18 protein-coding genes are annotated in these 18922 nt (G+C 72.9%); 7 read left to right on the top strand and 11 right to left on the bottom strand.

From position 1 onward, the window contains the following. Positions 1 to 62: 62 nt before the first annotated feature. Positions 63 to 509 carry a hypothetical protein gene (locus PV789_RS25055; protein WP_130395261.1) on the bottom strand — a complete coding sequence of 149 codons (447 nt, stop codon included), beginning with the start codon at positions 507 to 509 and terminating at the stop codon, positions 63 to 65. 284 nt (positions 510 to 793) lie between these two features. Between PV789_RS25055 and metG the strand changes: the two genes are divergently transcribed. Together metG and PV789_RS25045 are read left to right on the top strand one after the other, a co-directional pair. Beyond that, entirely contained in the window at positions 794 to 2611 is a 1818-nt protein-coding gene (gene metG, locus PV789_RS25050; RefSeq protein WP_274974821.1) for a methionine--tRNA ligase, read from the top strand. A gap of 79 nt (positions 2612 to 2690) precedes the next feature. Further along, a complete protein-coding gene (locus PV789_RS25045) occupies positions 2691 to 3614 on the top strand; it encodes a TatD family hydrolase (RefSeq protein ID WP_274974820.1) in 924 nt (307 codons plus the stop codon). Between the two features lie 230 nt (positions 3615 to 3844). Here the strand turns inward: PV789_RS25045 and PV789_RS25040 are convergent, their stop codons facing one another. Both PV789_RS25040 and PV789_RS25035 read right to left on the bottom strand, forming a co-directional pair. Continuing rightward, complete coding sequence (locus PV789_RS25040; protein WP_274974819.1) at positions 3845 to 4711, bottom strand: MHYT domain-containing protein; 867 nt, start codon at positions 4709 to 4711, stop codon at positions 3845 to 3847. Positions 4712 to 4911: 200 nt separating this feature from the next. After that, positions 4912 to 5547, bottom strand: a complete 636-nt coding sequence (locus PV789_RS25035) for a TetR/AcrR family transcriptional regulator (protein ID WP_475466203.1) — start codon at positions 5545 to 5547, stop codon at positions 4912 to 4914. Positions 5548 to 5966: 419 nt separating this feature from the next. On the opposite strand from PV789_RS25035, the gene PV789_RS25030 reads away from it, so the two are divergent. From PV789_RS25030 to PV789_RS25015, 4 genes are all read left to right on the top strand, one after another. Further along, positions 5967 to 6665 (top strand): carbonic anhydrase, encoded by a 699-nt coding sequence (locus PV789_RS25030; protein WP_274974818.1) that lies wholly within the window; start codon positions 5967 to 5969, stop codon positions 6663 to 6665. Between the two features lie 417 nt (positions 6666 to 7082). After that, positions 7083 to 7571, top strand: coding sequence for a hypothetical protein (locus PV789_RS25025; RefSeq protein ID WP_274974817.1), 489 nt, complete (start codon positions 7083 to 7085; stop codon positions 7569 to 7571). 95 nt (positions 7572 to 7666) lie between these two features. Further along, on the top strand, positions 7667 to 8038 hold the full coding sequence (locus PV789_RS25020; RefSeq protein ID WP_274974816.1) for a hypothetical protein: 372 nt from the start codon (positions 7667 to 7669) through the stop codon (positions 8036 to 8038). 107 nt (positions 8039 to 8145) lie between these two features. Beyond that, positions 8146 to 8391, top strand: coding sequence for a hypothetical protein (locus PV789_RS25015; protein ID WP_274974815.1), 246 nt, complete (start codon positions 8146 to 8148; stop codon positions 8389 to 8391). A gap of 64 nt (positions 8392 to 8455) precedes the next feature. Here the strand turns inward: PV789_RS25015 and PV789_RS25010 are convergent, their stop codons facing one another. The 8 genes from PV789_RS25010 to PV789_RS24975 form a co-directional block, all read right to left on the bottom strand. Next, positions 8456 to 9460 (bottom strand): sugar phosphate isomerase/epimerase family protein, encoded by a 1005-nt coding sequence (locus tag PV789_RS25010; protein WP_274974814.1) that lies wholly within the window; start codon positions 9458 to 9460, stop codon positions 8456 to 8458. Positions 9461 to 9493: 33 nt separating this feature from the next. Then, positions 9494 to 10222 (bottom strand): hypothetical protein, encoded by a 729-nt coding sequence (locus tag PV789_RS25005; protein ID WP_274974813.1) that lies wholly within the window; start codon positions 10220 to 10222, stop codon positions 9494 to 9496. Positions 10223 to 10424: 202 nt separating this feature from the next. Beyond that, positions 10425 to 11297, bottom strand: coding sequence for a sugar phosphate isomerase/epimerase family protein (locus tag PV789_RS25000; RefSeq protein WP_274974812.1), 873 nt, complete (start codon positions 11295 to 11297; stop codon positions 10425 to 10427). Then, on the bottom strand, positions 11298 to 12497 hold the full coding sequence (locus PV789_RS24995) for a substrate-binding domain-containing protein (RefSeq protein WP_274974811.1): 1200 nt from the start codon (positions 12495 to 12497) through the stop codon (positions 11298 to 11300). Between the two features lie 2 nt (positions 12498 to 12499). After that, positions 12500 to 13579, bottom strand: a complete 1080-nt coding sequence (locus tag PV789_RS24990) for an ABC transporter permease (protein ID WP_274974810.1) — start codon at positions 13577 to 13579, stop codon at positions 12500 to 12502. After that, positions 13576 to 14685 carry an ABC transporter permease gene (locus PV789_RS24985; protein ID WP_274974809.1) on the bottom strand — a complete coding sequence of 370 codons (1110 nt, stop codon included), beginning with the start codon at positions 14683 to 14685 and terminating at the stop codon, positions 13576 to 13578. The genes PV789_RS24990 and PV789_RS24985 overlap by 4 nt, the downstream gene beginning before the upstream one ends. Continuing rightward, positions 14682 to 16322, bottom strand: a complete 1641-nt coding sequence (locus PV789_RS24980; RefSeq protein ID WP_274974808.1) for a sugar ABC transporter ATP-binding protein — start codon at positions 16320 to 16322, stop codon at positions 14682 to 14684. The genes PV789_RS24985 and PV789_RS24980 overlap by 4 nt, the downstream gene beginning before the upstream one ends. Then, on the bottom strand, positions 16319 to 17461 hold the full coding sequence (locus PV789_RS24975) for a Gfo/Idh/MocA family protein (RefSeq protein WP_274978250.1): 1143 nt from the start codon (positions 17459 to 17461) through the stop codon (positions 16319 to 16321). Before PV789_RS24975 ends, PV789_RS24980 begins: the two co-directional genes overlap by 4 nt. Positions 17462 to 17576: 115 nt before the next feature. Between PV789_RS24975 and PV789_RS24970 the strand changes: the two genes are divergently transcribed. Beyond that, positions 17577 to 18794: an ROK family transcriptional regulator gene (locus PV789_RS24970; RefSeq protein WP_274974807.1), complete on the top strand. Its 1218-nt coding sequence runs from the start codon at positions 17577 to 17579 to the stop codon at positions 18792 to 18794. Positions 18795 to 18922 lie beyond the last annotated feature (128 nt).

Below are 18922 nucleotides of genomic sequence, written 5' to 3'. Positions count from 1 at the left end.
TTCACTGCGAATACGGGTGATCCCGACGCACGCCGGAGACAGGGGGGTACGCGCGGGGATGGTCAGATGGCGGTGTTCGCGGTGGGAGGGGGAGCCCGTGTCGGCGGCAGCTCCCCGGGGGCGTCCAGGTCCGGGACGGGAACGGGCGCGGGGGGAGAGAGCGGCCACCAGGGCTGGTCCCACACCGCCAGGCGCAGTGCGCTGCTGGGCACGGTGTCGGGCAGGTCTCGCAGCACCGACCGGTGGTCGCACGTGGAGGCGGGCGGCCCGACGGTGACCATCGGGTTCTCGGCCAGGTCCGCGCGTTCGCGCGGGGTCACCCGCTCCTGGTCCGCCGCCGCGGCCGCGGCGCCCTCGGGGGCGCTGAGCAGGCCGTGCGGCGGCAGGGGCGGTCCGGCCGGCTGCCCGCCGCCGGAGGCGACGGGGAAGGACAGGATGACGAGCAGGACCACGCTGGTCAGCAGCGCGGTCGTGTGCCGGGCAGGACGGGGTAGGGCACCGGTAACCATGGTGACCACCGCCTCGGGGAAGGACCGGGAGGGAAGTGCTGCCCGACCGTGCGTCCCGGTGGTGCACGGCTCGTCCAGCAGAGCATACGGGTAGCGGCAAGCCCCGGGGAATGTCCCTTCGGCCCCTGTCGCACAGCCGGGCCGCCCGTGCCCCGGACCGTGCTGCGGGCCGCGCGCGGGAAACCGGGTCCGGCCCGGTGCGCGCCGCCCGGTGCGCTCGCCCGGGGGCCGCGCGCGGGGGAAAGGAGTGCACGGCAGGCCGCCGCCGCCTTTAGGCTTGGGTCATGTCGTCGAATCGTCACATCCTGACCGCGGTCGCCTGGCCCTATGCCAACGGACCGCGCCACATCGGTCACGTGTCCGGCTTCGGAGTCCCCTCCGACGTCTTCTCCCGCTTCCAGCGAATGTCGGGCAACCACGTGCTGATGGTCAGCGGGACCGACGAGCACGGCACCCCGGTGCAGGTCCTGGCCGACCAGGAGGGTGTGACCCCCCGCGAGCTGGCCGACCGCTACAACCGGATCATCGCCGAGGACCTGGTGGGCCTGGGCCTGTCCTACGACCTGTTTACCCGCACCACCACCGGCAACCACTACGCCGTCGCGCAGCAGCTGTTCACCGCGCTGCACGAGAACGGGTACGTGTTCGCCCACACCACCAAGGGCGCGGTGTCGCCGTCCACCGGCCGTACGCTGCCCGACCGCTACATCGAGGGCATCTGTCCCATCTGCGGTTACGACGGTGCGCGCGGCGACCAGTGCGACAACTGCGGCAACCAGCTCGACCCGATCGACCTCATCTCGCCGCGTTCGCGGATCAACGGCGAGAAGCCGGAGTTCGTGGACACCGAGCACTTCATGCTCGACCTGCCCGCCTTCGCCGACGCCCTGACCACCTGGCTCAAGGGCAAGGAGGGGCAGTGGCGGCCCAACGTCCTCAAGTTCTCCCTGAACCTGGTGGAGGACCTCCAGCCGCGCGCGGTCACCCGCGACCTCAACTGGGGAGTGCCCGTCCCGCTGGAGGGCTGGAGCGACAACGCCAACAAGCGCCTGTACGTGTGGTTCGACGCGGTCATCGGCTACCTGTCGGCGTCGGTGGAGTGGGCCCGGCGCATCGGCGAGCCCGAGGCCTGGCGCCGCTGGTGGCAGGGCGACGAGGCCCGGTCCTACTACTTCATGGGCAAGGACAACATCGTCTTCCACTCGGTGGTCTGGCCCGCGATCCTGCTGGGCCACAACGGCGAGGGCGACCGGGGCGGCGAGCCCGGCCCGCTGGGCGGGCTGAACGTGCCCACCGAGGTGGTCTCCAGCGAGTTCCTCACCATGGAGGGGCGCAAGTTCTCCTCCTCGCGGCGCGTGGTGATCTACGTGCGCGACTTCCTGGAGCGCTACTCCGCCGACGCGCTGCGCTACTACATCATGGCCGCCGGTCCCGAGACGCAGGACACCGACTTCACCTGGGCCGAGTTCGTGCGCCGCAACAACGACGAGCTGGTGGCGGCCTGGGGCAACCTGGTCAACCGCTCCATCTCGATGGCGGCCAAGAACCTGGGCGAGATCCCGGCGGCCGGTGAGCTGACCGACGAGGACCGCCGGGTGCTGGAGGACTCGCGGGCCGCGTTCGCCCGGGTGGGCGAGCGGCTGGAGCGGTCCCAGTTCAAGGCGGGCCTGCAGGAGGCCATGCGCACCGTGGCCGAGGCCAACAAGTACATCTCCGACCAGGCTCCGTGGGCGCTGAAGAAGACCGACCCCGAGCGGATGGCCACCGTGCTGCACGTGGCCCTCCAACTGGTCCAGGACGCCAACACACTGCTCACCCCGTACCTGCCCGAGTCGGCGAACAAGGTGTACGCGATGCTCGGCGGCACCGGCACCTGGACGGGCATGCCCCGCATCGACGCCGGACGGGACACGATCGGCGGCTCGGAGGAGGAGGTGGAGTACCCGGTCATCACCGGGGACTACGCCGACAACGAGGCGCGCTGGGAGTCGCGGCCGATCGCGGTGGGCACCGCGCTCGGCCGCCCGGAGCCGCTGTTCGCCAAGCTCGACCAGTCGGTCGTGGACGAGGAGCTGGCCCGTCTGGAGGGCGCCGCCGGGTAGGCTCCGGCCGGGGCTGAGGGAAGGACGACCGCACCGGCGGGCACCGCCCGTCGGCGCTTCTTCGTGGAGGAACGTGAGCATGGGAAAGCGCAGCGGCAGAGCGGTCAGGGAGCGCAACGACCAGACGCCCCCTCCGGTACCCGAGCCCCTGCGCGTACCGGTGGCCGACAGCCACACCCACATGGACATGCAGACCCCGGAGGTCGAGGAGATCATCGCCGCCGCCGAGGGCGTCGGGGTGACCCCGCTCGTCCAGGTGGGCGTGGACCTGGCCTCCTCGCGGTGGGCGGCCGAGGTGGCCGCCGCGCACCCGGGCAAGGTGTGGGCGGCGGTGGCCCTGCACCCCAACGAGGCGCCGCGCATCGTGCACGGTGACGGCGCCCCGGGCGTGGAGGTGGACGACACCGACTGGGCGGGCAGGCTACGCGAGCCCGGCGGGACGGCGGAGCTGGAGGCGCAGCTGGCCGCCATCGACGATCTGGCCGCGCTGCCCCACGTGGTGGCGGTCGGCGAGACCGGCATGGACACCTTCCGCACCGGCCCGGAGGGCGCGCGGGCCCAGGAGGAGTCCTTCCGCCGCCACATCGACATCGCCAGGCGCCACGGCAAGGCCGTGATGATCCACGACCGCGACGCCCACGAGGACGTGCTGCGGATCCTGGATGAGGAGGGCGCGCCGGACAGGGTGGTCTTCCACTGCTTCTCCGGCGACGCGGCCATGGCCAAGGTGTGCGCCGAGCACGGGTACTTCATGAGCTTCGCGGGCAACGTCACCTTCGCCAGCGCCGAGTCCCTGCGCGAGGCCGCCGCCGCGGCGCCGCCGGAGCTGATGCTGGTGGAGACCGACGCGCCCTTCCTCACCCCCAAGCCCTACCGGGGCCGCCCCAACGCCCCTTACCTGATCCCGCACACGCTGCGGACGCTGGCGGGGGTCAAGGGCATGGACGAGGACGAACTCGCCGGGATCATCGCGGGCAACGCGGGGCGCGCCTTCGGGTTCTGACCCGGGGCACGCGGCCGCGCGTCCTCGCCGCCGGACCGCGGCGGACCCGAACGGCGGTGGGGTCCCCGCGTTCCGGGGAGAACGCGCCGACCCCGCCCCGATGACAGCGCGCCGCCCACACCGGAGGCGGCGCGCCAGCCGTCCCGCTCAACCGCCGCGCTTGCGCGGGAAGGCTGCGCGCGAAGCGCGTCCGTCTTTCCGGGCGGGGAACGGGCGGGGAACGGCGCGGCTCAGCGGCGCCTGGTCCACACGTCGTCGGAGGGCGCGGTCTGCGCGGCGGTGGCGTGCCGCGGAACGTACTCCGCGGCGGGCTCCTCCGGTCCGCTCCCGGAGGCAGGCGCGTCGGGGGCGGGCGCGCGCCGGGAGTAGTCCGGGCGCTCCGCCTCCACCCCCAGCAGGAGGAAGAGGCTGCAGATCAGCATGAAGACGAACAGGCCCGCGAGCAGGGGCAGCACCAGGTCCGGCGCGCTGGAACCGTCCGGGGGGCTGTGCCGGGAGAAGCGCGGTTCCGTGAAGTGGACGCCCACCATGCCGGTGTAGTGCATGGTGGTCACCGCGGCGGCCATGGCCACGGAGGCGGCGGTGATGGCGGGGAGACCGCGCAGCCGGGAGGCGAACCACAGGGAGGCGGTGGCGGCCACCAGGGCGATCACGCAGGCCAGGGCGACGTAGAGCGGGTCGTGGTGGATCTCCCCGTGCACGTTCATCGAGGACATGCCGAGGTAGTGCATCGCGATGATGCCGGTCCCGGCGATGAGACCGCCCAGCAGGAGCCAGGGGGCCGTCCTCCTGCGGATGGTCAGGGTGAGCGCCACGGCCATCACCGCGATGGCGATGACGCCGCTGACCACGGTGAGCGCGGCGTCGTAGCGGATGGCCGTGCCGGGTGGGGAGAAGCCCATCATGGCGATGAAGTGCATCGACCACACGGCCACCCCGCCCAGGGCGAGGGAGGCCAGGGTCAGCCACTGCCACCGGACGAGTCCGCTCGTCCGGCGCGCGCGTGAGGCGAAGGACAGCCCGAGGAACGACCCGATCACCGAGACCGCGAAGGCGATGGAGGGGGTCAGCCAGTCCTGGGCGAGGTGGTCGAGCACGGCGCACTACTTTCCATGACCTTGGTCCCGTTTCGGTCGGGTTCCATGGATAGTAGGTAGGCCTGAGACTGATGCGCCAGGGGTGTTCCCGAACGTGTGTGGCCTGATGTGGCCAGCGGCAACTCAGGGGAACACGGGCGCGACCCTCAGTTCCGCCGGGTCCACACGTCGGCGGCGGCTCCGCCCTGGCCCTGCGGCCCTCAGGCGCGCAGGCCCGCGAAGGCGATCCTCGCCAGGGTGTCGGCGATCTCGTCGGAGTCCAGCCCGCGGTCCGGCTTGTACCACTCCGAGATCGAGTTGACCATGCCGAACAGCAGGCGCGCCGCGACCGCGGGGTCCACGTCCGGGCGGATGTCGCCGTCGGCCGCGCCCTCGCGCACCAGGTCGGCGATCAGGTGGTCGAACGCCCGGCGCCGCTCCAGCGCGCGCTTCTCCACCTCGGTGTTGCCGCGCACCCGCAGCAGCAGGGTCACGTGGGGCAGCTCGTCCACCAGCACCCGGACGCTGCCGCGCAGCACGTGCTCCAGGCGGTCGATGGCCGGGCCGGTGGTCGAGGCCTCCTCGCGGGTGACCGCGAACAGGGCGTCCATGGCCAGATCCAGGGAGCGGCGTAGCAGCTCGGTCTTGCCGGTGACGTGGTGGTAGATGGCCGACTTGGTCACGCCCAGGGCGCGCGCCAGGTCCTCCATGCTCGTGCCGTCGTACCCGCGTTCGTTGAACACGCGTGCGGCCACGCGCAGGACGGAGTCGGCGTCGTGGCCGGGGCGGCCGGAGCGTCGCCGCCCCGCTGCCGCGCGGCGGGAGGGCGCTGGTTCGACAGGGGAAGATCTGGACACGGTTGTCGAATCTACCTGGTGGGAGCTGCTCCGTGGGCGGGGACGGCCGCGGGCGCGTCCTCCGTCGCCGGACCCCACGAGGATTTCCTAACGAACGGTCGGTTGGTAACACATCCTATCCCGGAGCCGGGGCGCCCTCGGACCGCGCCCGCCTCCAGGTCGCGCGGAGTGCTCGGGGAAATACTTCTCGTCACGGCTGGAGAAGGCCGGGCGAACCACGGGAAAACGTCCGTGTTCGGCGTTATGCGAGTTCAGCGGCACGGAAAGGGATTCCTTCGCGTCCGTTCCGGGTGCGCGCCTCCGTGAAGGGCGTTAGGGGCGCGTTAAAAACCCTTGATCTGGTTCATGGGGCAAGAGTAATTTGGCCCTCGTTTGGCGGCAAAAGTCCATATTTGTCGACGTCGAGAATGAGACCACACATGGCCATCACCCGTCGTAACGCCCTGCGCGTTTCCCTCACCGGAGGGGTCGGGGCCGCGGTCGCCACCGCCGCCTCCGCCCCAGCCTGGTCGGCTCCCATGCCCGCGCCCCAGCCGGGGGACGCCGCGGAGGCGCTGCGCCTCCTCAAGCGGGGCAACAGGCGCTGGCGCCGGCACGACTCCCGCCACCCCAACGAGGGCCCCGCCCGCAGGGAGGAGATGGCGCGCGGTCAGAGCCCCTTCGCCGTGGTCCTGGCCTGCGGGGACTCCCGTGTGGCACCCGAGCTGGTCTTCGACCGCGGGCTCGGCGACCTGTTCACCGTCCGCTCCGCGGGCCAGGTCCTGGACGAGTCCGTCCTGGGCAGCATCAGCTACGCCGCCGCGCACCTGGCGGTCCCGCTCATCGTCGTCCTGGGGCACTCCTCGTGCGGCGCGGTCACCGCGGCCGTGGAGGCCCACGAGACCGGAGAGGTCCCGCACGGCCACGTCGGCTACCTGGTGGAGGGGATCCTGCCGGTGGTCGAGGCCACCCCCGACGACGGTGGCGACTTCGTGGACGCCTGCGTCCGGGCCAACGCCGAGTACATCGCCGACCAGCTCCGGGTGGACGCCGACCTGCGCGAGCTGGTCGAGTCCGGCCTCCTGGACGTGGTCCCCGCCCGCTACGACCTGGAGACCTCCGAGGTCGTCTGGCTCTGACCCGGCGCCGTCCCCCGCCCGCACGATCACGGACCCGTGCCCCCGGTCGGTCCCGCCCACCCTCCCGCGTCCTCCCACCCCCTCCTCCCCGCCCCTCCCCGGGCGGCCGTGCTGCCCGCCCCCGCGCCGACGCAACCCGGGCCCGAGGTCCCGAAACCCCCGAAAGGTAGAAAAGGTGACCGCGCGCGATACCGGGGCCGTTCTCCTTTCTCTGCGGGGCGAAACACGCGCCGGTGCCTCCTCGTCCTCCTTTCGGCTTTCCGCCACCCCCTCCGGGCAGGCATAACATAATAAATCACTGAAAAGGCTGCGGAGCGAACGCATGACGCCTATTCTCGTGATGTCCGCAAAGGACAGTTAGCCTGATTCGTCGCGGGCCGACGCAAGATCCGGCCCCAGCCTTCGCAAAGGACCGACGTGCGCTTCGACCAGCAGTTGCGGGAGATGCTCCAGACGCCGGGGGTGCGCAGTGCCTGCCTCGTCGACTGGCGGCGCGGGCGCGTCCTCGCCCACGTCGGCGCCGACGATCCGGCCGCGGACGCGGCGGCGATCCTCAGGGCCGTCAGGGAGGGCCCCCTGTGCGCCGACCAGCGGGTGGAGGACGTCGTCGTCACCGACACCGACCACCACGTGCTGTTCGCCGTCCTGGACGGCTCCGACCTGTGCGTACGGGTCCGGATGGGCCGCACGGAGGGCAGCCTCGGCTTCACCCTGCGGCGGCTCCGCGACCTGGTGCGCACGGCGAGGGTGCCGCCTCCCCGCGACGACACCGACCGCCCGCCCCGGCGGGACCTGCCCCGCCCCGCCGCGCCGGCGGTCGCGTCCGTCGACCGCAAGGTGCTGGAACGCGTGCTCACCGCGCTGCGGACGCTGTCCGTCGAGCGTTCCCGGCCGGTGGCCGCGTGACCGGTGGGCAGCCCCGCCGAGGCGCCTCCGGCCTGCGCCGCTGGATCGCCGACCGCAGGGCGCCGCGCCGACCCCCGTCAAGGAGAGAGAAGGACATGCCGAACATCGAAGCCGGGCTCAAGGAGATGATGGAGATCGAGGGGGCTGTGGGCGCCGCCGTCGTCGACTACAGCAGCGGGATGGCGCTGGGCACCCTCGCCTCCACCAACACCCTCGACCTCACCGTCGCCGCCGCCGGGAACACCGAGGTGGTCCGCGCGAAGATGCGCACCATGGACCAGCTGGGGCTCAACGACGTGATCGAGGACATCCTCATCACCCTGTCCGGGCAGTACCACATCATCCGGCCCCTCAGCAGCCGAAAGGGGCAGGGGCTCTTCCTCTACCTGGCCCTGGACCGCTCCCGGGGCAACCTCGCCCTGGCCAGGCACCGCCTCAAGGGCATCGAGGCGGACCTGGAGGTCTGACCGGAGGGGCCGCACCGGCGCCCCCGCCCGCCCGGAGGATTCCCAGCCGGGGAGGCGATGGGGCAGAATGCCGGTGTCCGCCCCCCGGCACCCTAGGGAGACAGCACATGTTCCGGGTCGTTATCAGCCGTCTCACCGACGACGGAATGCGTGTCACCCCAGAGCAGAAGGACACCGCCATGTCCGTCCAGGAGGCGGTGTCCTTCATCCGCAAGCACCTGCCCGGGGTGGACACCGCGGCCTTCGGCGACAGCGCGGTGCAGGGCTCCGTCAACCGGGTCAACGACTTCCGCTGCGACGTCTCGACCGCCGACGGGGGGCACTACCGGGTGGTCATCGCCCCGATGATCTGACCCCGCCTCCCGGTCGAGGGGGATCCCCGGTACGCGCCGCCCCGCCGCCGCGCCTGGAGCCGGGTCAGTCCGACCCGAAGGCGGAGTCGAACGACGCCTCCGGCGGGTCGTAGGCGTGGGAGCGCACGAACTCCACCGCCTCGGCCGCCCCGACCAGCCGGTCCATGCCCGCGTCCTCCCACTCCACCGAGATCGGCCCCTGGTAGCCGATCGCGTTCAGCGTGCGGAAGCAGTCCTCCCAGGGCACGTCGCCGTGCCCGGTCGAGACGAAGTCCCAGCCCCGGCGCGGATCACCCCACGGCAGGTGGGAGCCCAACCGCCCGTTGCGGCCGTTGCCCACCCGCTTGCGGGCGTCCTTGCAGTCCACGTGGTAGATCCGGTCCCGGAAGTCCCACAGGAACCCGACCGGGTCGATGTCCTGCCACACCATGTGGCTGGGGTCCCAGTTCAGACCGAAGGCCGGGCGGTGCCCCACCGCCTCCAGCGCCTTCTGCGTGGACCAGTAGTCGTAGGCGATCTCGGAGGGGTGCACCTCGTGCGCGAAGCGCACCCCCACCTCGTCGAACACGTCCAGGATCGGGTTCCACCGGTCGGCGAAGTCGCGGTACCCGGCCTCGATGACCTCCTCGCCCACCGGCGGGAACATCGCCACGTACTTCCAGACGGCCGAGCCCGTGAAGCCCACCACCGTGGACACGCCGAGCCTGGCGGCGGCGCGGGCGGTGTCCTTCATCTCCTCGGCGGCCCGCTGACGCACGCCCTCGGGCTCGCCGTCGCCCCACACCCGCGCGGGCAGGATGTCGCGGTGACGGTGGTCGATCGGGTCGTCGCAGACGGCCTGGCCCAGCAGGTGGTTGGAGATCGCCCACAGGCCCAGCCCGTGGCGTTTGAGCGTGTCCAGCCGGTCGCGCACGTAGTCGTCGTCCACGGCGGCCCGGGTGACGTCGAGGTGGTCGCCCCAGCAGGCGACCTCCAGGCCGTCGTAGCCCCACGAGGCGGCCAGGGAGCACACCTCCTCGAAGGGCAGGTCGGCCCACTGCCCGGTGAACAGGGTGACTGGTCGCGGCATGTTCGTCTCCTCCTGGAGTAGGGGGTTTCGTGGTCAGTGGTCGTGTCCGTCGCCGGGGCCCTCCCCGGCGCCCTCCGGCCCCGCGTCCTCCTCGGCGCCGTCGGGTGCGAGGGCCCCGCTGTCGGGGGCGGCGGGCAGGTACAGGTGGACGTGGCCGTGCCCTGCGTCCACGCTCACCGCGTCCAGGTGCGTGGCCGCCACCGACCACGACACGACCGCCTCGTCGCGCAGTTCCATCGCGATGTGCAGGACGTCCATGCGCAGGTCCTCGTCCTCGACCAGGGCGGCCTTGGCGTAGGTGTCGACCGACATGGACAGCAGCCGGACGGAGGACACCAGGCCCGCGTGCGCGGTCCGTTGGGCGCCTCCGGACTCGGGAACCTCGCCGAAGTGCACCGAGGCGGCCTGCACCTCGGTGCGCCAGGAGTTGACCACCGAGGCCTCGGTCAATTCCAGGGGCGGGTGTGATCCGTCGGTGGGCAGGAACTTCTCCATGTCCTCCACCACGGGGACGAGTCCCTCGTGGGCCGTGCGGGTGTGGGTGAGCAGCGAGCCGACCTGTTCGGCGTCGGGGCGGTCCGCGGAGGCCTGCGGCGCGGCGGAGGCGCCGTTCGCGCCGTCACCGCCGAGGAACACGGCGGAGGCGACGGCGGCACCGGCCACCGTGAACGACACCCCGGTCAGCCACCAGGTGGCGGGGGTGTCCGCCACCGGGTCCGGGAACTCGGTTCCGGCGGGGGAGGGGGTCTTGTGAGCGGGCATGGTGACGTCTCCTCGTGGGGATGGAGCCGCCCTACCTCAGTCAGCGCTTTCCGGCGAGCGCGGCACCGAGCGGGGGTGGTGGACGTTTCCTCCTGGCCCGGGGGCACCGGCGGCCGCGGTGCGGACACGGCGGTCGGCTCCCGTCCCCCGTGGGGCCCGGGCGCGCCCGCAGGCGCGGACCGCGGACCCCGAGGAGCGCTGCCTACCTGCACGGCGGCTCCTCTCGTCGGCTCAGGGCGCGAAGGAAGGCCAGGCCGTCGACGGCGATCGCGTCCTGGGTCGCCGCCAACGGTCGCCAGACGGAGGCCGCCGTGGCGATGCTGGCATTGTCCGCCGTGAACGACTCGATCACCAGGGGGCCTGTGTACCCCACATCGTCGAGCGCGCCGAGGATCGCGCTCCAGTCCAGGTGGTCGGCCCCGGGGGCGCCGCGGTCGTTCGCGCACACCTGCACGTGCGCCACCCTGCCCGTGGCGCGCCGCAGGGCCGCCGCCACGTCCCGCTCCTCGATGTTCATGTGGTAGACGTCCAGGGCCAGCCCGCAGTGCTCCGCGGGCAGGTCGGCCAGCATCTCCAGCCCCTGGTCCACCGTGTTGAGCACGCTCGTCTCGTAACGGTTGAGCGGCTCCACCGCCAGCCGGACCCCCGCGGCCGAGCAGTGCCCGACCACGGGGGCCAGCGCCTCGGTCAGCTCCGCGCCGATCCCCGCCCGCTCACGCGGGGACATCCGCCACGTGCGGCCGACCGAGGAGTAGGCCGGACCGGCGGCGACGGGGGAGCCCACCGCCGCGGCCGCGTCCACGACCCGCCTGAGGTAGTCCTGCGTGGCCGAGCGGGTGGCCGCGTCGGTCGCGACCAGTTCCCGGCCCGGCCCCATGACCAGCACGACGCTGGCCGCCAGGCCCAGCCCGTCCAGCAGGGCCCGGGCGCGCCGGGGGTCCCAGTCGCCCGCGTTCTCCACGGGGAGTTCGATCACGTCGAACCCCCACTCCGCCACGCGGGGCGCGATCCGCTCCAGCGCGGCGTCGGTCAGCGGCGACGTCCACACCCAGGTGTTGACCCCCAGCGCCCTCATCTACCGGTCCGTCCAGGCCTCGGGGAAGCCGGGCAGGTCCTCGCCGCCGAACTTCGCGTAGTGCAGGGACGGCATCTCCGCGTTGCGCTCCAGGTACTCGTCCAGCTCGTCCTGGCGGATCGGCGCCTGGGGCAGGATCCACTCCGAGGGCACCTCCTCGCCGGCGAGGATCATGCCGGCGGCCAGGACCGGGGTCCGCCACTGGAAGTTGGAGTAGACGGGCGCGATCGCGGTGAGGTCCTCCTCCTGCCACTTGCGCATGAAGCTCAGCTCGTCCTCCCCGGAGATCACCGGGTAGGGCTGGCCCGCGTCCTCGAAGGCCTCCAGGGCGGCCACGGCGCCGTCCCCGGCGTCCATCCAGATGCCGTCGACCTCGCCGCGCTGGAGGTGCTGGGAGACCAGGTCCTTGATCATGGCGCCGTCGCCCTCGGTGAACTCGTGGCCGAGCACCTCCAGCTCGCTGTCGGCGAAGATCTCCTGCGCCGCCGCCCAGCGGTGTTCGAGCACGTCCACGCCGGGCAGGATGCGCAGCGCCAGCACGGTCGAGCCGGGCTCCAGCTCCTCGACCAGGAACTCGGCCGCGTCCGCGCCGTAGGCGTAGCCGCCGATCGGGTGGATGAACGTGACCATGCAGTCGCTGTTCACGCCGCGGTCGAAGACCACGACCGGGACGCCGCTCTCACAGGCGGTCTCCACCGCCGGGGTCAGGGTCGCGGTGGTGGAGGGGGAGATGATGATGACGTCGCAGTCCCCGGAGTCCACGAAGGCCTGGATGTCGGAGATCTGCTGGTTGTCGTCGTCAGCGGCGTCCGACACCCGGAACTCGCCGATGCGCCCCTCCTCCTGGAGAGCCTCCACCTGCTGCTCCATGGTGATGAAGCCGGTGACGCGCCAGGGGTTGGACACCGAGGCGTTGGAGAGGCACAGCGTCGCGTCCTCGGGCGCGTCGTGCGCGAACTCCGAGGTGTCGATCCACTCGGGCTCGATCGCCTGGAGCCAGGGCTCGTCCTCGGGGCCCTCCGGGGTGATCTCGCGCTGTGCGAGCTGCGCCTCGAACTCGGCCTCGTCGAACCACTCACCGTCGGGGGTGAGTTCGGCGCCCGCCTCCTCGGGGGCGTCGGTGGGGGCGTCCGTCGTACACGCCGTGAGCGTCAGGGTCAGGCCGGCGGCGCCGGCGAGCAGCACGCGGGGGACGCGCATGGTTACCTCCTGGAAGTGCCGAGCGGCCGCTCGGTCGGATGGTCCGGTCGCCGTCGCAGGCGCTCCGGCAGTCGAAGGTCGCCCCGGCGGGCGGCGTAGGCCACCGCGGCGATGATGATGAGCCCCTGCACCGTGGGCTGGAGCGTCGAGGGCAGGTACAGCTGGTTGAACAGCGTGAACAGGGCCTCCACGGTCAGGGCGCCCAGGACGGCGGCGACCACGGTGCCGCGCCCGCCGCCCAGCACCACCCCGCCCAGGACCACGGCGGTGATCGCGGTGAACTCCAGCCCGTCGCCGACCTGCGCGGTGACCCCGGCGTAGCCGCCGATGAGGACGGCGGCGACGGTGGCCATGAGGGAGGAGCCGACGAACGCCATCGTGCGCACCCGCCACACCCGCACCCCCGAGAAAGCGGCGGCGACGTCGTTGTCGCCCGTCGCCACGAGGGAGCGGCCGTAGGGCGAGCGCATGAGCACCACCGCGCCCGCCGCCAGCGCCAGGGCGATGAGCAGCGCCCACGGGATCTCGCCGAGGACGGGCACGCCCTCGATCCCCTGACGCCCGAACACGCGGAAGGACTCCGTCAGCGCTCCGGTGGGCGCCCCGCCGGTCCAGTAGCGCACCGCGCCGAACAGGATGAGCATCGTGCCGAGCGTGGTGATGATCGACGGCACCCGCAGCAGCGTGGTCACCAGACCGTTCACCAGGCCCACGACCAGGCCGAAGGCCAGCATGAGGCCGATCACCGGCCAGGTCATCGCCTCGTCGCCGTCGATGAGGCGGGCCGCGATCACCACCTGCGCGCCCACCAGGGACCCGACCGACAGGTCGAACTCCCCGGAGACGATCACCAGGTACTGGCCGATGGCCAGGATCACCAGCGGCGCGGCCTTCTTGGCGAAGGCCATCAGCGGCGGCCCCTCGAAGAAGGAGGGGTTCTGGGTGGCGATCACCACGAAGATCAGCGCCAGCAGCAGCGCGACGGTCGCCGTGCCGCCCCGGCCCAGCGCGGCCAGCGCCGCCAGCGGGCCCGGACCGCGCGACTCGGACCCGCGCGCGTCCTGGGTGGGGGTCGGGGTCATCGGCGGCCTCCGAGGGGTTGCGGTGCGGACCCCGTCCCGGGGTCCGGATCGGGGGCGGTCCCGGTGCCCGGGTCGGGCCGCGGTACGGGGGAGGACGGCGGAGCGCCGCCGGAGGGGAAACGCGTCCGCACGGCGGAGCGCCCGCCGCGGGCGTAGACGGCCACGGCCGCGATGACGATGACGCCGCGCAGCACGTCCTTGACGAACGGGTCGACCGCCAGCACGTTGAACACGGTGTCGAGCGTGGCGAGGATGAGCACCCCCGCCACGGTCCCGGCCACGCCGCCGCGCCCGCCGAGCAGGTAGGTCCCGCCCAGCACCACGGCCGCGATGGCCTCCAGTTCGTAGCCCCCGGAGTAGACGGTGGCGCTGCCGGTGCCGAACCGGGCGGCCAGCAGCAGACCGGCCACACCGGCGGTGACCGAGCACAGCACGTGCGCGGTGACCGTGGGCACCCCGGAGCGGACCCCGGAGAGCCGGGCCACGTCGGCGTCGCCGCCGACGGCGTAGATGTGGTAGCCCATCCGGGTGCGGCTCAGGAACAGCACCGCCGCCACCGCCACGCCCAGCATGACCAGGGTGGAGACGGGCAGCACGCCGATCCGGGTGTAGCCGAAGGCCTGGAAGGCGGGGGGCACCGCCCCGGCCGGGCCCTGGAAGTTCGTGTCCAGGTAGCCCTTGATCACCAGCCCCATGCCCAGGGTGGCGATGAAGGGGTTGACCCGCAGCCCCGTGACCACCAGCCCGTTGACCAGGCCGATCAGCGCGGCCAGAGCGAGGGCGGCGGCCACGCCGAGCACGATCCGGGAGGGGTCGCCCGCCATGGTGGTGGCCGCGACCACGGTGGACAGGGCGGCCACGTAGCCGACCGACAGGTCCAGGGAGCGGCACAGGATGACGAGGGTCATCCCGATGGCCAGGAAGCCCAGCAGGCTGCTGCGGGTGAGCAGGTCGACGGTGTTGGCGGTGGTGAACAGGTTGCCGCCCCGGGCGGCCACGAAGGCCGCGCTGACCGCGAGCAGCAGCACCAGGGCCAGGTAGACCAGCCCGGTGGTGCCCGTACGGGCGCGCAGGCTCCGGAAGGGGGAGGTCGGTGGGCGTGTCACGGGGCGGCCTCCTCGTGCCGTGCGGGGGAGCCGCCGTTGCCGGTTCCGGGGGACGGGGCGCCGGGGGAGGCGTGGTCGGCCGACGCGCGGGTGCGGTGGGCGCCCGTTCCGCCCTCCTCGGGGACCGGTGCGGCGGCCCCGCCCGGGTGCGGCGACCCGGTGGCCATCGCCATGACCGCCTCCTCAGCGGCCCCGCCGGGCAGCTCGCCCGCCACCCGGCCGTCCCTCAGGACGACCAGCCGGTCGGACATGCCGATCAGCTCGGGCAGCTCGGAGGAGATGAGCACGATCGCCACACCGGCCGCGGCCAGCTCGCGCATGAGCCGGTAGACGGCCTGCTTGGCGCCCACGTCGATGCCGCGCGTGGGCTCGTCGAGCACCATCACGCCGGGTTCGGCGGCCAGCCACTTGGCCAGCACGACCTTCTGCTGGTTGCCGCCGGACAGGTACCGGACCTCCTGGTCCTGGCCGCCGCGCGCCACCAGCTCCAGGGAGGAGAGGATGCCGGGCAGCCGCCGGGCCCCGCGCGCCGAGCCCAGGGGCCAGACCGCGTCCAGGACCAGGCGTCCGTTGGCCGCCACCGACTGGTTCAGCGCCAGTCCCTGCGCCTTGCGGTCCTCCGTGACCAGCACCAGGCCCGCGCGCACCGCCGTGCGCGGCGAGCGGGGGTCCACCCGCCGCCCGTCCACGCGGACCTCGCCCCGGGTGAAGCGATCGACGCCGAAGAGGGCGTGGGCCACCTCGGTGCGCCCGCTGCCCTGGAGCCCGCCCAGGCCCAGGATCTCGCCGCCGCGCACCTCGAATCCGATCCCGTCCAGCTGGGTGTTGCCGCCTCCGGTGACCGACAGCCGCACCCGTCCCACGTGCTCGCCGTTCGGCTCCAGGGGCTCGGGGAAGACCGCCGAGACCGGGCGCCCGACCATCTTGCGGACCAGCTCGGCCGGACCGATCTCACCGGCGGGGACGGTGTCCACGAGGTGGCCGTCCTTGAGCACGGTGATGGTGTCGGCCAGGTCGAAGATCTCCCGCATGCGGTGCGACACGTACAGCACCGCCACGCCGCGTTCGCGCAGGCGGCCGATGATCCGGTAGAGGACCTCCACCTCGTGGTCGGCCAGCGCGGCGGTCGGCTCGTCCATGGAGATGATGCGCGCGTCGTGCGAGAGCGCCTTGACGATCTCCACGATCTGCTGCCCGGCCACCGACAGCGACCGCACCCGGGCCCGGGGGTCGATGCCCTCCAGACCGAGTTCGGCGAGCAGTTCGGCGGTGGCCCGCTCCATGGCCCGGCCGTCCACCAGGCCGCGGCGGCGGATCTCACGGCCGAGGAAGACGTTCTCGGCGACGGTGCGGTCGGGCAGGAGGTTGAACTCCTGGAAGACCGTGGTCACGCCCGCGCGCTGGGCCTGGACGGGGTGCTCGAAGGAGACGGCGCCGCCCTCCAGCTCGACCGTGCCCCCGTCCGCCCGGTGCACACCGGCCAGCACCTTCATCAGGGTGGACTTGCCCGCCCCGTTCTCACCGACCAGGGCGTGCAGCTCGCCGGGGTGGAGTTCCAGGTCGATCCCGTGCAGGACGCGCACGCCCAGGAAGGACTTGGTGATGCCGATCATGCGGAGCAGGGGCGGGCCGCTCATGCCCCGTCCACCTCCGGCACGTCGACCCAGCGGCGCTCCCGAGCGGAGGTCAGGACGGCCTCGGCCAGCACGGCGGCGCGCAGGCCGTCGGCGAACACCGGCAGGCCCTCGGGGGCCCGCCCGGCGATGGCGGCCCCGGTGTCGGCCACGAGCGCGTTGAAGCAGTCCTGGTAGCCCTGCGGGTGGCCGACGGGGGTCGTGGACAGGCGCGCGGCGTCGGCGCTCAGCTCCGGGTCGTCGCGGCTGATGGTGCAGGTGCGGCCCCGGCCGCCCGCCCAGAGGGTCTCGGGCCGCTCCTGGTCGAACAGCAGGGTGCCCTCGGTGCCGGAGACCTCCAGCACGAGCCGGTTCTTGCGGCCGGGGGAGACCTGGCTGATGACGGCGCTGCCGACCACGCCCCCCGCGGTGGAGAACTGGAAGGCCACCAGGTCCTCGGTGGCCACCGACCGCCCGGCGCGGGTGTCGTTGACCCGTGAGGTCTGGGCGCTGACCGAGGTGATGCGGTCGCCGGTGACGAACTCCAGCATGTCGCACCAGTGCGAGCCGATGTCCCCGAACGCGCGGGTGGGGCCGCCCAGTTCGGGGTCCACCCGCCAGTTGTCCTCGTCGGGGTACAGGAGCCAGTCCTGGAGGTAGCCGCCGTGGGCGAGGCTGACGCGGCCGATGGAGCCCGAGGCCACGCGGGCGCGCGCCTCGCGGGCCATGGGGTGGAAGCGGTAGGCGAAGGGGACGACGGCGATCCGGTCGGCCTCCTCCGCGGCCCGGACCAGCTCGCGGGCGGTGTCGGCGTCGGTGGCCAGGGGTTTCTCGCACACGACGTGCTTGCCCGCGGCCAGGGCGGCCAGGCTCAGCGGCGCGTGCAGGTGGTTGGGCGTGCACACGTGGACCACGTCCACGTCGTCGCTGCGGATGAGTTCGAGGGCGTCGGCGTGGGCCCGGGCGACGCCGTGCGCGGTGCGGAACTGCTCGGCCTTGCCGTGGGAGGAGCCCGCGACCCCGACGACCTCGCCTCCCGCGGCGCGGACTGCGTGGGAATGGACCCGTCCCATGAAGCCGGTGCCGATCACCGCGGCGCGGTAGGCGTTGGGGGCGGCCGACCCCGGGTCGGCCGCCTCACCCAGGCTTGTGACCTTACTCACTGACATGCACCGAACGGTACGCCGGACTTCTGTCGATCGTCAAGCAAAAGTCGTAGGATCTATCTGCAATAGACGGATGACGGACAGTCAATAGATCCTGTGCTTCACTGTTCGCATGACGGAAGACGCGCTGACCCACACGGAGGGACGACCCGGTACGGCCGTCGCTCCGACCGCCGCACCCGGTGCGGGCACCCTGCTCCGACTCCTGCGCGACGGCCGACCGCGCACCCGCTCGGAGCTGGCCTCGGTCACCGGTCTGGCCCGCTCGACCGTCACCCAGCGCGTGGACGCCCTGCTCGCCAGCGGGCTCATCGGACCCGCCGGCGAGGCCGTCTCCACCGGGGGCAGGCCGCCCACGACCTTCTCGTTCCAGCCGGACGCCCGCGTGGTCCTGGCCGCCGACCTGGGAGCCACCCACGCCCGCCTCGCCCTCACCGACATGTCGGGGACCGTGCTCGCCGAGGAGCGCGCGGACCTGGACATCGCCCTGGGCCCCGAGCACGTCCTGGACTGGGTCGTGGAGCGGGGCCGGAGGCTGCTGGAGGGCGCAGAGCGGCGCGTGGACGAACTGCTCGGCCTGGGCATCGGCCTGCCCGGCCCCGTCCAGCACACCACCGGGCGCGCGGTGAACCCGCCGATCATGCCGGGGTGGGACAACTTCGACGTGCCCGGCTACGTCCACGACCGGCTCGACGTGCCGGTCCTGGTGGACAACGACGTCAACATCATGGCGATCGGGGAGCACCACACGGCCTGGCCCGAGGCCAGCCACCTGATGTTCGTCAAGGTCGCCACGGGCATCGGCTGCGGCATCGTCAGCGAGGGCAGCGTCTACCGGGGCGCGCAGGGCGCGGCCGGGGACATGGGGCACATCCACGTCCCCAGCGGCGACGAGCGGCCCTGCCGCTGCGGCAACACCGGCTGCCTGGAGGCCGTGGCCAGCGGCGCCGCCCTGGCCGCCGCGCTCACCGCCGAGGGGGTGCCCGCGAGCGGCGCCCGCGCCGTGGTCGAACTGTCCCGCAACGGGTCGGTGCCCGCCCTGCGCGCGCTGCGCCAGGCGGGCCGCGACATCGGCGAGGTGCTCGCCGCGTCGGTCAACATGTTCAACCCGTCGGTCATCGTCATCGGCGGCGCGCTCGCCCTGGCCGGGGACCACCTGCTCGCCGGGGTACGGGAGATCATCTACCAGCGGTCGCTGCCGCTGGCCACCGAGCACCTGAGCATCGTCTCGTCCGTGGCGGGCGAGAGCGCGGGCGTGGTCGGCGCGGCGGTCATGGTGATCGAGCACTGCCTGAGCCCCGAGCACGCCGACGCGCTGATCAACGGCTGAGCCGGGCGGGCGCGGGCCCGGCGTCGGGAACGTCCCGGGGCGGCCACCGCGCCGGAACCGCCTCGGAACGCGGGACGCGGGGCGCTGGAGTACGGGCGCTGCGTCAGGTCGCGGACGCTCATCCGGGC

This window comes from Nocardiopsis camelliae (assembly GCF_028993595.1).
GTDB lineage: Bacteria > Actinomycetota > Actinomycetes > Streptosporangiales > Streptosporangiaceae > Nocardiopsis > Nocardiopsis dassonvillei.
This window is presented reverse-complemented; position numbering and strand designations above follow the sequence as displayed.